The organism is Shimia sp. SK013, from assembly GCF_001292625.1.
Lineage (GTDB): Bacteria > Pseudomonadota > Alphaproteobacteria > Rhodobacterales > Rhodobacteraceae > Shimia.
This window is the reverse complement of record NZ_LAJH01000009.1, coordinates 608,957-622,041: the sequence shown is the minus strand read 5'-3', so window position 1 is coordinate 622,041 and position 13,085 is coordinate 608,957. Positions and strand designations below refer to the sequence as shown.

Below are 13,085 nucleotides of genomic sequence, written 5' to 3'. Positions count from 1 at the left end.
AATTGAGGAGAGAACGATGCAACTGACACGGCGAGACTTGCTTGTCATGGGATCGGTCGGAATGGGTCTGACTGCACTGGGCGTAAGCCCGGCAATGGCCTCCCTGACTGATGATGAAATTGCCAAGATCACCGCCGGCGCCGATGTGGGCGCGGGTGATCTGGTGGTGACAGCCCCGGAAATTGCGGAAAACGGCAACACGGTGCCAATCGAGGTCAGCGCGCCGGGTGCTGCGATGGTTGTGATTTTTGCGGACGGCAACCCGACGCCTGCCGTTGCAACTGTGAATTTTGGTCCGTTGAATGCGACACGCTCGGCGTCGACGCGGATCCGGTTGGCAAAGACCCAGAATGTGGTGGCGCTTGCGCAAATGGAAGACGGTTCCTTCCAGAAGGCAATGGCCAACGTAAAAGTGACCATCGGCGGCTGCGGCGGCTGATCCAGAGACACCCCTTATTTGGGAAGGAGAGATATCATGGCATCTGGAGTAAAACCCCGCGTCAAAGTCCCGAAAACAGCTGCTGCGGGCGATGAGATCACCATCAAAACGCTGATCAGCCACAAAATGGAAAGCGGCCAGCGCAAGGACGGCGACGGCAATCTGATCCCGCGCTCGATCATCAACCGCTTCGTGGTCGATTTTAATGGCCAGAACGTGATCGACGTCACGTTAGAGCCGGCGATTTCGACAAACCCCTATTTCCAGTTTGACGCGACTGTGCCGGAAAGCGGCGAGTTCAAGTTCACTTGGTACGACGATGACGGTGACGTCTACGAAACAGCCAAACAGATCGCTGTCAGCTGATCTTGGGGAAAAAGGGAGGAGATCACGTGAAGCGAGCAAAAACATATGCCGGCACATTGACTGTTGTGGCTGCGATGGCTGCCACAACGGCTTTCGCGGACGCCGATGACGACCAGTTGGTTGTGAACGGTGAAATCGAGATGGTAACCGAGGCGGCGGCGCCGGAGCATCTGGAATACGTCGACACGGTGTATTCCGGCTGGCGGTTCCGGTCTGATGAAACGCAAGCGTTTCAGATGGACGACTTTGACAACCCGGCCATGATCTTTGTCGAGACAGCCGGTGAAGACTGGAACAAGCCCGAAGGCACAGAGGGCAAAGCCTGCGCGAGCTGCCATGAGGACGTGGAAAACCTTAAGGGCGTTCGCGCGGTCTATCCCAAGTGGAACGAAGGCGCGGGCGAAGTGCGCACGCTGGAGATGCAAATCAACGACTGCCGCGAAAACCAGATGGGTGCTGAGCCTTTGAAATACACCGGTGGCGACATGGCCGCGATGGTGGGTTTGCTGTCTTCGGTCAGCCGGGGCATGCCGATCAGCGTGGCAATCGACGGTCCGGCGCAAGAGACATGGGAGCAGGGTAAAGAGATCTACTATACCCGCTATGGTCAGTTGGAATTGTCCTGTGCGAACTGCCACGAGGACAACTATGGCAACATGATCCGGGCGGACCACTTGAGCCAGGGTCAGATCAATGGCTTTCCGACCTATCGTCTGAAAAACACCAAACTGAATTCTGTGCACGCCCGCTTTAAAGGCTGCGTGCGGGACACACGGGCGCATACGTTCAAGCCCGGTTCGCCAGAATTCATCGCGCTTGAACTCTATGTCGCCTCCCGCGGCAATGGGTTGAGCGTTGAGGGCCCTTCGGTCCGCAACTAAGGTTTAAGAGGCCCGGAGTGTCGGGCCTCTTTTTACGACTAACGCATTCACATATTCGAATATAAGGAAAATCGGTCTGATGATCTCGCGTCGTGACTTTCTGCAAGTAGGGATGGCGGCTTCGGCTTTGGTCGGCGCATCCGGTTTTGGTAATTGGGCGCGATTGGCGGCACAGCAGGCGTTGACGCAGGATCAGCTGTTGGAGTTTCAGACCTACGGCAACGTTTCGTTGATCCACATAACCGACATTCACGCGCAGATGAAGCCGATCTATTTTCGCGAACCTTCGGTCAATATCGGGGTGGGCGGCAACAAAGGCGCGGTTCCGCACATCACCGGCGCTGACTTCCGCAAAGCCTATGGCATTGAGGAAAACTCCCCCTCGCATTACGCGCTCAGCGCTGGTGATTTCTCTTCTCTTGCGCAGGGTTATGGCCGTGTCGGCGGGCTGGACCGTGTTGCGACGGTGATCAACGCCATTCGGGCTGATCGCCCCGATGCGCTGTTGTTGGATGGCGGCGACACATGGCATGGCAGCTATACCTGCTATCAAACGCAGGGCCAAGACATGGTCAACGTGATGAACGCGCTGAAGCCGGACGCGATGACATTCCACTGGGAGTTCACGCTGGGCAGCGACCGCGTCAACGAAATCGTTGAAAACTTGCCGTTCGCGGCGTTGGGCCAGAACATTTTTGACAGCGAGTGGGATGAACCTGCCGAGCTGTTCCCGCCCTATACATTCTTTGAGCGCGGTGGCGCCAAGATCGCCGTGATCGGGCAGGCCTTCCCGTATATGCCGATTGCCAACCCCGGCTGGATGTTCCCCGAATACAGCTTTGGCATTCGCGATGCGCATATGCAGAAGATGGTTGATGAGGTGAAGGCCAAGGGCGCGGATTGCGTTGTTGTGCTGTCTCACAACGGTTTTGACGTGGACAAGAAGATGGCCACAAAGGTTCGGGGCATCGACGTGATCCTGTCGGGTCACACCCATGATGCCCTGCCGGAACCGGTGGTGGCGGGATCGACCATTGTCGTGCCGTCGGGATCCAACGGCAAATTCGTGAGCCGCATCGATCTGGATGTGCGCGACGGCCGGATGATGGGATATCGCCACAAGTTGATCCCGATTTTCTCGGATGTGATCACGCCGGATGCCGAGGTGTCCAAGCTGATTGACGTGCAGCGCGCGCCTTATGAGGCGGAGATGGCCGAGGTGATCGGCAAGACGGACTCGCTTTTGTATCGTCGTGGGAATTTCAACGGGTCGTGGGATGATCTGATTTGTGATGCGCTGATTTCGGAGCGTGACGCAGAGATCGCAATGAGCCCCGGCGTGCGGTGGGGTCCAAGCTTGATCCCGGGCCAAGAGATCACCCGCGAGGACATCTGGAACGTCACTTCGATGACGTATGGAGAGGCCTATCGCTCGGAAATGACAGGTGAATTCATCAAGGTCATTCTGGAAGATGTGGCTGACAACATCTTTAATCCGGACCCTTATTACCAGCAGGGTGGCGACATGGTGCGCACCGGTGGTCTGGGCTACCGCATCGACATCAACAAGCCGCAGGGCGAGCGGATCAGCAATATGACCTTGCTGAAAACCGGTGAGTTGATTGATCCGGCGAAGTCCTACGTTGTGGCCGGTTGGGCCAGTGTCAACGAAGGCACCGAGGGTCCGCAGATCTGGGATGTCGTGGAAAATCACATTCGCAAACAGGGCACCGTCACGGTGCAGGAGAACAACAGCGTCGACGTGGTCGGTGTTTAAGGCAAGAGGGTAAAGTCACGATGGCTGATGAGTTGAATAACACGTCGCGCCGCGCCTTCCTGAAAGGGGGCGCCGCCGCGGTGGTAGGAACGGCAGCGGGAGCTGCAAGTGCGGGCACACCGGACCCGCTGATCACAGAAGTGCAGGATTGGGCGTCGTTCACCGGCGAAGGCGTCGATGAAACGCCCTATGGCCTGCCGATTGAGTTTGAGAGTGACGTGGTGCGGCGCAATGTGCCGTGGCTGACGGCGGATCCGATTTCGTCGATCAACTTTACGCCCATTCACGCGCTGGATGGTACGATTACGCCGCAGGGCTGTGCGTTTGAGCGCCATCACTCGGGTGCTATCGAGCTGAAGAAAGATGACTACCGTTTGATGATCAACGGTTTGGTCGATCAGCCGCTGGTGTTCACCTATGAGGATCTTGAGCGGTTCCCGCGTGAAAACCACGTTTATTTCTGCGAATGCGCAGCGAACACCGGTATGGAATGGGCGGGTGCGCAGCTGAATGGTGTGCAGTTCACGCATGGCATGATCCACAACATGGAATATTCCGGCATTTCGTTGCGGGCGCTGCTGAACGAAGCAGGTCTGGGTGCAGCCGGCGATCTTGCGGACAAATGGGTCTATGTCGAGGGCGCGGATGCAAGCTCCAACGGGCGCTCGATTCCGATGGAAAAAGCGCTGGACGATGTGCTTGTGGCGTTCAAGGCAAACGGCGAGGCTTTGCGTAAAGAGCACGGGTATCCGGTGCGGCTTGTGGTTCCCGGTTGGGAAGGCAACATGTGGATCAAGTGGCTGCGTCGCATCGAAGTGACAGACGCCGCCGTGGAAAGCCGCGAAGAGACCAGCAAATACACTGATGTCATGGAAAACGGCACCGCGCGCAAATGGACGTGGGAGATGGATGCCAAGTCGGTCATAACCTCACCAAGCCCGCAGATGCCGATCAAACATGGCCACGGCCCGTTGGTGATTTCGGGTCTGGCATGGTCCGGTCATGGTCGCATCACCCGTGTGGATGTCTCCAAAGATGGCGGCAAGACTTGGGAAAGTGCGCGATTGGGCACCACGCAAGGCGACCGCAAAGCGCTGACGCGGTTCTATCTCGACACAGATTGGCAGGGCGAGGACTGGTTGTTGCAGGCGCGCGCCATGGACGAGACCGGTTATGTGCAGCCGACCAAAGACCAGCTGCGCGAAGTGCGTGGCGAGAACTCAATCTATCACAACAATTGTATCCAGACTTGGTATCTGAACGCCAAAGGGGAGGCGGAAAATGTCGAAGTTTCTTAAGGTTTCTGCCGCTGCTTTGATGATGGCAAGCCCGGCTGTTGCGGGCGATTCACTGGGTCTTGGACGGCCTGCGTTGCCCGAAGAGATCGCGGCGTGGGACATTGATGTGCTGCCCGATGGTCGGGGCTTGCCTGAAGGCCGTGGGGACGCGTTCACTGGTGAGGAAGTCTTTGCCGAGAAATGTGCATCCTGCCACGGTGATTTTGCTGAAGGCGTCGACAACTGGCCGGTTCTGGCTGGGGGATTTGACACGTTGGCGGACAAAGATCCGGTCAAGACGGTCGGAAGCTATTGGCCGTATCTGTCGACTGTGTGGGACTATGTGAACCGCTCTATGCCGTTTGGTGCGGCGCAGACGCTGACCGAGGACGAGGTATACGCCATCGTGGCCTATATCCTGTATTCCAACGATCTGGTGGACGATGATTTTGAACTGAGCCACGAGAATTTCGCGGAGTTTGAAATGCACAATCAGGGTGGTTTTATTCAGGATGACCGCGCTGCTGTGGAGTATCCGATGTGGCGGGTTGAGCCGTGCATGACGGATTGTAAGGAAAGCGTGGAGATCACCATGCGTGCGTCCATTCTGGATGTAACGCCGGATGAAGGCGCGGCTGAGGGCGAAGAGCAAGCTGCGGCTGTAGTGGAAGAGGTGGCTGAAGAAGCGGCACCTGTTGAGGCCGTGGCGGCGCTGGATCCCGAGTTGGTCAAGAAAGGCGAAAAGGTCTTTAAAAAGTGCAAGGCCTGTCACCAGGTTGGCGCCAAGGCAAAGAACAAGACCGGTCCGGTGCTCAATGGCATCATGGGGCGTGGCTTTGCGTCGATTGACGGCTTCAAATACTCCAAGGTGTTCAAAGCCGCCGCGGAAGAAGGCCGTATGTGGGACGAAGCCGAGATGGCCGCGTTCCTGACCAAGCCCAAGGCCTATCTGAAAGGCACCAAGATGAGCTTTGCCGGTCTCAAGAAAGAGGCCGACGTGGCCGCGATCATCGAATACCTCAAGAGCGTAGACGACTGATATGGTCCGCGTGAAACAGATCCTCGGGGCCGCCCTCGTTGCCGGTTTGGCGACGCTGGGCGGTGCCGCGTTTGCGCAGGGCGGCAACGTCGATGCGGGTGCCAAGGTGTTCAAAAAATGCAAGGGCTGTCATCAGGTTGGCAAGGGGGCAGAGCATCGGATTGGGCCGCATTTGAACGGTTTGTTCGGGCGCAAGGCCGCAACCTATGAGGAGTTCAACTACTCCAAAGGTTTCCAGCGCATCGGGGGCGGCGGGCTTGTGTGGCACGCGGAGTCACTGGACGCGTTTCTGGAAAATCCGCGTGCGATGGTCAGTCGCACACGCATGAGTTTTCCAGGGCTGGAAAAGGCCGAGGATCGTGCAAATTTGATCGCATACCTGCGTCAGTTTTCAGACAATCCGGCGGATATTCCGGAAGCTGACCCAACGGCGCAAGGGGTCGATCATGACCTCGATCCGGCCATTCTGGCGCTTAAGGGCGATCCTGAATACGGCCAATACCTGAGCGGCGAATGCACCACCTGCCACCAGTCTGCGGGCGGGGACGACGGCATTCCGTCCATTGTGCTTTGGCCGGAAGAAGACTTCGTGCTGGCGATGCATGCCTACAAATCCAAACACCGCATCCACCCTGTGATGCAGATGATTGCGGGACGGCTTGGCGATGAGGAGATCGCCGCACTGGCCGCGTATTTCGCGACCTTGGAAGAGTGAACATTAAGACCAAAACGGGAGGAAACAAAATGACTTTGAACAGACGGACTTTTCTAGGGGCGGCCGCTGCGGCTGCGTCTTTGTCTGCGCCGATGGTTCGCGCGATGGGCAAACCGCGGGTTGTCGTTGTCGGCGGTGGTGCCGGCGGTGCAACAGCGGCGCGCTATATTGCCAAAGACAGCAAAGGCGCGATTGACGTCACGCTGATTGAGCCGACGCGCAAGTATTACACGTGCTTCTTTTCCAACCTCTATCTGGGTGGTTTCAAAGACATCGAAGACATCGGTCACACATATGGCGGGCTTGCCGCCGGTGGTGTGAACGTGGTGCATGATTGGGCTGTGGGCGTTGACCGCGACGCCAAGACCGTGTCGCTGGCTGGTGGCGCGACGTTGCCTTACGACAAGCTGATCCTTAGCCCCGGCATTGATTTTGTTGATGGCGCTGTTGAAGGCTGGGATCTGTCGGCACAGAACGCGATGCCACATGCCTATAAGGCGGGGTCGCAGTCTGAATTGCTTAAGGCGCAATTGCAGGCGATGCCTGAAGGTGGCGTGTTCGCCATGGTGGCACCGCCCAACCCTTTCCGTTGCCCTCCGGGGCCATATGAGCGGGTATCGATGGTTGCGCACTTCCTGAAGCAGAACAATCCAACCGCGAAAATCATCGTGGCGGATCCAAAGCCGAAGTTCTCCAAAATGGCGCTGTTTCAGGAAGGTTGGGCCAACCACTATGAGGGTATGGTCGACTGGATTGGTGACGACTTTGGCGGCGGCAACGTGTCGGTAGATCCGAACGCGATGACCGTGACCATTGATGGCGAAGAGACCAAGGTTGACGTTTGTAACGTGATCCCGGCCATGAAAGCGGGCCGTATTGCGGAGCTGGCGGGTGTGACCGATGGCAACTGGGCGCCGGTTAATGCGGCGGACATGTCGACCAAGGCGGACGGCGACGTCTATGTGCTTGGGGATGCGAGCGCGCAGGGTGACATGCCGAAATCGGGTTTTTCCGCCAACAGTCAGGCGAAGGTTTGCGCCAATGCGGTGCGAGGCGCGTTGACTGGATCCAAAGTGTTCCCTGCCAAGTTTTCTAACACCTGTTGGTCGCTGATTGCACCTGATGACGGTGTGAAAGTCGGGGCCACATACGAGGCCACCGCCGACAAAATCGCCAAAGTGGACGGGTTTATATCGCAGACCGGCGAGACCGCCGATGTGCGCAAGACCACATATATGGAAAGCGAAGGCTGGTATAGCGGTATCACCGCAGACATGCTGGGCTAAGATAAGTACCGCTCTGTCCGGTTTTGTATCGGGCAGGGCAAAAAGCGCGCGAACATTGGACAACGAGAAAAGGAAACTGAAGATGATGAAATCTTTGATCTATGCGGTGCCATTTGTTTGTGCGTCTGCCCTTGCGGCGGATGAAGCGATCACTGTGCCTTATGACGGCAGCTTTGACGATGCGACTTTTGCCGTTGAAAGCGCCATTGTCGGCAAGGGGCTGGTAATCGATTACGTTAGCCATGTTGGTGAAATGCTCAATCGCACTGGTGCAGATGTGGGCAGCGACAAGGAGATTTTTAAAGCAGCGGACATCTTCTTGTTTTGCTCGGCCGTGGTGTCGCGCGAGGTCATGGAGGCCGACCCGATGAACATCGCGCATTGCCCTTATGGAATCTTTGTGACCGAAGACAGCGATGGCGTGAAAATTGGCCATCGTGATTATCCCGACGGGGTGATGCAAAAGGTCGAGGATCTGTTGTCCGATATTGTAGCGGATGCCAATGGCGGTTGAACCCTGTTGGTGATTGATAAAAGGGCCCGGTTTTTGCCGGGCCTTTTTTGTTGGTCGTTATCCTTCGGTTCGATTGTCTATGGTGTGCGAAGACTCCACTGAGTTCCGAGCGCACCGATCCACATGAAGAGGATCGCAATCCACGCCGTGAGGGCCAGAATGGCGCCGCCTGTGACGCCAGCGCCGACGGCACAGCCGCCAGCCAACATGCTGCCAAACCCCATCAGGATGCCGCCAAGGATGTAGCGTTCCATTGGAACGTCTTTTTCGAACCGCTGTATCCGCAACTCTCCTTGAAAGAGCGCGGCGAGAAACGCGCCGGCAAACACGCCGGGCACAAGGCCAATACCGAAGTCAGGCTCGACAAATGGTTGGTTGATGAAGGCCATCAGAGTGTCGGTGGAGGGCCCCGTGAAGGTCACAGATTGAATGGCGACGACCTCAAACGACGCTGATGCGAGCGAATATGTCAGCATCCAGCCAAGGCTTATGGCAAGTCCGACGAGGGCGGCGGCGGCAAGTTCGGAGGGTTTGATGTGCTGACGCCATCCGTGCACGAAAGCGCCGCCCAGAACCAGTGCGGCGACCACCGCAACTGTGACGCGGTTCAAACCAAATATGTCGAGCAGATGACGTGATGGGCCGCCGGGCACTGTCCAGAGCGAAAACAGCGTTTCGCGCAAGGGCGAAAGGCCGCCGCGCAGGGCGGCTTGGGCGGTCAGGGTCAGGACAAGGCCGGTGGTCAGGGCGCGCAGGTTGCCGGAGGCTGACAGGATCAGCAGGCGGCTCGCGCATCCTCTGGCCAGAACCATGCCCGCGCCAAACAGCAAGCCGCCAATGATGGCACCGGACAGGCTGCCGGTGGCCGCAAGTTGGCGGGCCTCCGACACATCAAGCAGGTCCAAAAGGATTGCCGCTTGCACCAGAAAGAGGGCGGAGGAAAACGTGATCAGCCAGATTGCCATACGGTCGGCAAAGCGGCCTTGGGCGAGCTCTGCGGTGGCGGCGCGCAGGCAGAACCGTGAATGATACGCAGCTGCGCCAAATAGCAGCCCGACAATGGCGCCGATGGCCAGCATCAAGGGGCCTTCACCAAAACGGCCAATCAGGTCTTCCATGGGCTGTCCTTTCTCGTGCCGCCTTATTCGAATTCCATCTGTTCATAGACGCGGCCCGCGTTTTTGGTCGCGAGCTCTTCGAAGGTGTCGAGCAGGGCGTATGGCGATTGGTCCACATAGTAGGCGTCGGCAAGGTCGCCGCCTGCATCAAGATGTTCGCCAATTTTTCCACGCAGATAGACCAGATAATCGCGCGTGTACCGCCGCACCTGTTCCATGCTGGTGGGGTGCCCGTGACCGGGGATAACGTAGGTCGCGTTCAAGGGTTCAAATGCGGTGTCCCAAGTTTCGATCCAGTCAGCGGTCATTGTGTCATCAAAGATCGGCAGCATGCGTTCGTGAAAAGCCATATCGCCGGCAATCACCAGGCTTTGTTCGGGCAGCCAGACAGAAATGTCGCCTGGGCTGTGCGCGGGGCCGAGGTGCAAAATTTCGATGCGGAAGCCGCCCATTTCAAGGATTTTTCTGTCGGTGAATGTCTCGGTCGGCAGTACGATAGTTGTGCCATCGGCCTTGTCGCGGTTGTAGCGTTTCATGCCCTCAAGAATTTGCGGCCCGTATTCCGCAACTTCATGCGCTGCGTCTTCGTGCGCAAGGATCGGGACGCCTTGTTCTGCCCAGTAAGCGTTGCCAAGGATCGCGTGGCCTTGACCGTTTTCGTTGATCACGAGTTTGACCGGCTGATCTGTCACGGCCTGAATTTCCTGATGCAGCGCTTGGGCGAGCACATAAGCCGCGCCGCCGTTGACCACCACGACACCGTCGCCGGTAACAATGAAGCTGAGGTTGTTGTTGTGGCCGGTGTTTTCGTAGGTCGGCGGGGCGGTGGCACCGATGGCGGACCAGACGTGCGGGATGACTTCCACGGGTTTTGAATAGAGAGGCGAGGCCGGATATTTGTCGGCGATATCTTCGCTTGCTGTCGCCGTCAGGGGCAGAAGAAGTGTCAGCGCAATGGTGGCAAAGGCACGTATGCGGGTCATGTTGCGTCTCCGACAAAGCGGTAGATGTTTGCGTATTTCTCGACACGGCCCATGCCTGATCCCGGGAAGTGGAAGCCAACAACCGAGAGATCGTCGGCCAAGATGCGGTCAAACAGGGAGACGCGGGTTTGGATACCCATGTCTGCGTCTTGATCGGAGCTGGTTGGCCATTCCGGATGGTGGAACGCCAGATGATGGTTCACGATGGCATCACCAATGATCAACGTCGCCTCTGAGCCGGAGCGGACTTCGAAGCTCATGTGACCCGGCGTGTGGCCGTGGGTGGCGAGAGCGGCGACGCCGCTGACAACTTCGTCGCCGTTATCGAACTGCACGAATTGGTCTTCCATCATCTGAAGGCGTCGGCGGGCGCCTGCCGCGAAGGTCACACGGGCATCGCCGATGGTGTTGACCGTTTCGGGGTTCCACCAATAGTCCCATTCCCTGCGGCCGATGAAATGCGTGGCATTTGCAAACATTGGGTCGTCAAAGTCGTCCAACAGCCCCCATATGTGATCAGGGTGGGCATGGGTGAGTAGTACGTGAGTGACGTCTTCGGGAGAAATGCCCGCAACCGCCAAGTTGTCGGTCAGCTGTCCCGCTGTTGGCATGAAGTCCGGCCCGGCTCCGACGTCAAACAGAACGGTATTTTCGCCATCGCGGTAGACAGTGGTGTTACAACTGGGCGTGACCGCGTTTCCCGTGATGCCGTGCAGTTCGAGGACATCCGTTGCCTCGGATTTTGGGACGCCGTCGATGACCATATTGGTGGGCAACATCAAATGCCCGTCGCTGACGGTGATCAGGCTGCCCTTTCCTATCGACGTCTCGGAAAGCGACAAAGTCGGGAGCACACCGATTGCCGAGGCACTCGCCGCCTGTTTCAAGAAATTCCGACGCGTTGAACCCGTCATGGTCCACCTCCCAATGGATACACATTTATAAATAAGAATATGTGATTTTGTTCGTTTGCGAAAGGTAATTCCGCGGAGTGCTTCGAACTATCGCACCTACAATTGTTTGGGGGGCAGGTGGCTTTGATCGGCAAATTCGGGACCTTAGGAAACCCAGAGGGGCTGGCAGCGTGCATAACCCGCCAAGTGGGCTGCTTTTTGCTGCCTTTGCCCTTGCGCCGGATGACGTGGGCAACTAGAAGAGGCCAGATTTTTTTGACTGTGCGCGGGGGCGAGTCCCGCGCACCGCTACTTATGGGGTATCCTGATGCAGGTCACCGAGACGCTGAACGAAGGTCTGAAGCGCGGCTACAACATCGTTGTGACTGCAGCGGAGCTGGAAGACAAAGTAAACGAAAAGCTGGTTGAAGCGCGGCCGGAAATCGAAATGAAAGGTTTCCGCAAAGGCAAAGTGCCTATGCCGATTTTGCGCAAGCAATACGGTGAGCGTCTGCTTGGTGAAGCCATGCAGGATGCTGTTGACGGTGCGATGAACCAGCACTTTGAAGACAGCGGCGATCGCCCGGCCATGCAGCCCAAAGTCGAAATGAAAAACGGCGAAGAGTGGAAGCCCGGCACCGACGTTGAAGTCGAAATGTCCTATGAGGCTTTGCCAGCGATTCCAGAAGTTGAGCTGAAAGGCATCAAGCTGGAGAAGCTGGTTGTCAAAGCTGAAGACGCGGCAGTTGACGAAGCGCTGGCCAATCTGGCCGAGACTGCGCAGGATTTCAAAGCCCGCAAAAAAGGCAGCAAAGCGAAAGACGGCGATCAGGTTGTCATGGACTTTGTCGGTCGGATCGACGGCGAAGCTTTTGACGGCGGCGCAGGCGACGATTTCCCGCTGGTTCTGGGATCTAACCAGTTCATCCCCGGCTTCGAAGAGCAGCTGGTTGGCGTGAAAGCCGAAGAAGAAAAAGACGTAACCGTAAACTTCCCTGATGATTACGGCGCAGAAAACCTGGCCGGCAAAGAGGCCGTGTTCTCTTGCACCATCAAAGAAGTGAAGCAGCCAGTTGCCGCTGAAATCAACGATGAGCTGGCCACCAAATTCGGTGCGGAAGACCTTGCAGGTCTGAAGGAACAGGTTTCCGAGCGTCTGGAAGCGGAATACGTCGGTGCCGCGCGCGCGGTGACCAAACGTGGTCTGCTGGACGAGCTGGACAAGCTGGTTTCGTTTGAGCTGCCACCGTCGCTGGTTGAAGCCGAAGCTGGCCAGATTGCACACCAGCTGTGGCACGAAGAGAACCCGGATGTGGAAGGTCACGACCACCCGGAAATCGAGCCAACCGATGAGCACAATGCACTGGCCGAGCGCCGCGTGCGTTTGGGTCTCTTGTTGGCAGAATTGGGTCAGAAAGCCGAGGTCGAAGTGACTGACGCTGAAATGACTCAAGCGATCATGAACCAGGCGCGTCAGTACCCGGGTCAAGAACGCCAGTTCTTTGAATTCGTGCAGCAGAACGCTCAGATGCAGCAGCAGATGCGCGCGCCTATCTTTGAAGACAAGGTTGTGGACTACGTTCTTGAGTTGGCCGAGGTCACCGAGAAAGAAGTCGACAAAGACGCCTTGCAGAAAGCTGTAGAAGCTCTGGACGACGAATAAGTCTCCTACTGCACATCAGACTAGCGAAAGGCCGCTCCTTTACGGGAGCGGCCTTTTAGTTTTTGGCGTGCCGTCGGGTCGCGACGAGGCGTTTTGATTGACGGTGTGGGACTGTGGCGGGCACCGTGATGCAA

At 57.3% G+C, this 13,085-nt stretch carries 13 protein-coding genes; 10 read left to right on the top strand and 3 right to left on the bottom strand.

The features are described 5' to 3' along the window. Positions 1–16: 16 nt before the first annotated feature. From soxY to SHIM_RS05510, 9 genes are all read left to right on the top strand, one after another. On the top strand, positions 17–439 hold the full coding sequence (gene soxY / locus SHIM_RS05550; RefSeq protein WP_054001585.1) for a thiosulfate oxidation carrier protein SoxY: 423 nt from the start codon (positions 17–19) through the stop codon (positions 437–439). Between the two features lie 36 nt (positions 440–475). After that, positions 476–805 (top strand): thiosulfate oxidation carrier complex protein SoxZ, encoded by a 330-nt coding sequence (gene soxZ, locus SHIM_RS05545; RefSeq protein ID WP_054001584.1) that lies wholly within the window; start codon positions 476–478, stop codon positions 803–805. A gap of 74 nt (positions 806–879) precedes the next feature. Next, positions 880–1,686, top strand: a complete 807-nt coding sequence (gene soxA / locus SHIM_RS05540; RefSeq protein ID WP_054002002.1) for a sulfur oxidation c-type cytochrome SoxA — start codon at positions 880–882, stop codon at positions 1,684–1,686. Positions 1,687–1,765: 79 nt separating this feature from the next. After that, positions 1,766–3,463, top strand: coding sequence for a thiosulfohydrolase SoxB (gene soxB / locus SHIM_RS05535; RefSeq protein WP_054001583.1), 1,698 nt, complete (start codon positions 1,766–1,768; stop codon positions 3,461–3,463). Positions 3,464–3,483: 20 nt separating this feature from the next. Then, positions 3,484–4,761 carry a sulfite dehydrogenase gene (gene soxC, locus SHIM_RS05530; protein ID WP_054001582.1) on the top strand — a complete coding sequence of 426 codons (1,278 nt, stop codon included), beginning with the start codon at positions 3,484–3,486 and terminating at the stop codon, positions 4,759–4,761. Then, a complete protein-coding gene (locus tag SHIM_RS05525; RefSeq protein ID WP_054001581.1) occupies positions 4,745–5,779 on the top strand; it encodes a c-type cytochrome in 1,035 nt (344 codons plus the stop codon). The genes soxC and SHIM_RS05525 overlap by 17 nt, the downstream gene beginning before the upstream one ends. Position 5,780: 1 nt before the next feature. Beyond that, a complete protein-coding gene (locus SHIM_RS05520; protein ID WP_054001580.1) occupies positions 5,781–6,494 on the top strand; it encodes a c-type cytochrome in 714 nt (237 codons plus the stop codon). A 29-nt stretch (positions 6,495–6,523) separates the two neighbouring features. After that, positions 6,524–7,780 carry an NAD(P)/FAD-dependent oxidoreductase gene (locus SHIM_RS05515; RefSeq protein WP_054002001.1) on the top strand — a complete coding sequence of 419 codons (1,257 nt, stop codon included), beginning with the start codon at positions 6,524–6,526 and terminating at the stop codon, positions 7,778–7,780. A gap of 82 nt (positions 7,781–7,862) precedes the next feature. Further along, positions 7,863–8,294, top strand: a complete 432-nt coding sequence (locus SHIM_RS05510; RefSeq protein ID WP_152926457.1) for a DUF302 domain-containing protein — start codon at positions 7,863–7,865, stop codon at positions 8,292–8,294. A gap of 77 nt (positions 8,295–8,371) precedes the next feature. Here SHIM_RS05510 and SHIM_RS05505 read toward each other — a convergent pair whose 3' ends face one another. Genes SHIM_RS05505 through SHIM_RS05495 form a run of 3 tightly spaced genes read right to left on the bottom strand, consistent with a single transcriptional unit; the run spans position 8,372 to position 11,309 of the window. Beyond that, on the bottom strand, positions 8,372–9,412 hold the full coding sequence (locus tag SHIM_RS05505) for a YeeE/YedE family protein (protein WP_054001579.1): 1,041 nt from the start codon (positions 9,410–9,412) through the stop codon (positions 8,372–8,374). A gap of 23 nt (positions 9,413–9,435) precedes the next feature. Further along, positions 9,436–10,395 (bottom strand): MBL fold metallo-hydrolase, encoded by a 960-nt coding sequence (locus SHIM_RS05500; protein WP_054001578.1) that lies wholly within the window; start codon positions 10,393–10,395, stop codon positions 9,436–9,438. Next, positions 10,392–11,309: an MBL fold metallo-hydrolase gene (locus SHIM_RS05495; protein ID WP_054001577.1), complete on the bottom strand. Its 918-nt coding sequence runs from the start codon at positions 11,307–11,309 to the stop codon at positions 10,392–10,394. The genes SHIM_RS05500 and SHIM_RS05495 overlap by 4 nt, the downstream gene beginning before the upstream one ends. Positions 11,310–11,616: 307 nt before the next feature. Between SHIM_RS05495 and tig the strand changes: the two genes are divergently transcribed. Further along, the gene (tig, locus tag SHIM_RS05490; protein ID WP_054001576.1) at positions 11,617–12,951 is read left to right on the top strand and encodes a trigger factor; all 1,335 of its coding nucleotides are present in this window, start codon (positions 11,617–11,619) and stop codon (positions 12,949–12,951) included. Positions 12,952–13,085 lie beyond the last annotated feature (134 nt).

Excerpts from the sequence above, each read along its gene's own strand:
- soxY (WP_054001585.1), top strand. The coding sequence starts at position 17 with ATGCAACTGACACGGCGAGACTTGCTTGTCATGGGATCGGTCGGAATG.
- soxZ (WP_054001584.1), top strand. The coding sequence starts at position 476 with ATGGCATCTGGAGTAAAACCCCGCGTCAAAGTCCCGAAAACAGCTGCT.
- soxA (WP_054002002.1), top strand. The coding sequence starts at position 880 with ATGGCTGCCACAACGGCTTTCGCGGACGCCGATGACGACCAGTTGGTT.
- soxB (WP_054001583.1), top strand. The coding sequence starts at position 1,766 with ATGATCTCGCGTCGTGACTTTCTGCAAGTAGGGATGGCGGCTTCGGCT.
- soxC (WP_054001582.1), top strand. The coding sequence starts at position 3,484 with ATGGCTGATGAGTTGAATAACACGTCGCGCCGCGCCTTCCTGAAAGGG.
- SHIM_RS05525 (WP_054001581.1), top strand. The coding sequence starts at position 4,745 with ATGTCGAAGTTTCTTAAGGTTTCTGCCGCTGCTTTGATGATGGCAAGC.
- SHIM_RS05520 (WP_054001580.1), top strand. The coding sequence starts at position 5,781 with ATGGTCCGCGTGAAACAGATCCTCGGGGCCGCCCTCGTTGCCGGTTTG.
- SHIM_RS05515 (WP_054002001.1), top strand. The coding sequence starts at position 6,524 with ATGACTTTGAACAGACGGACTTTTCTAGGGGCGGCCGCTGCGGCTGCG.
- SHIM_RS05510 (WP_152926457.1), top strand. The coding sequence starts at position 7,863 with ATGATGAAATCTTTGATCTATGCGGTGCCATTTGTTTGTGCGTCTGCC.
- SHIM_RS05505 (WP_054001579.1), bottom strand. The coding sequence starts at position 9,412 with ATGGAAGACCTGATTGGCCGTTTTGGTGAAGGCCCCTTGATGCTGGCC.
- SHIM_RS05500 (WP_054001578.1), bottom strand. The coding sequence starts at position 10,395 with ATGACCCGCATACGTGCCTTTGCCACCATTGCGCTGACACTTCTTCTG.
- SHIM_RS05495 (WP_054001577.1), bottom strand. The coding sequence starts at position 11,309 with ATGACGGGTTCAACGCGTCGGAATTTCTTGAAACAGGCGGCGAGTGCC.
- tig (WP_054001576.1), top strand. The coding sequence starts at position 11,617 with ATGCAGGTCACCGAGACGCTGAACGAAGGTCTGAAGCGCGGCTACAAC.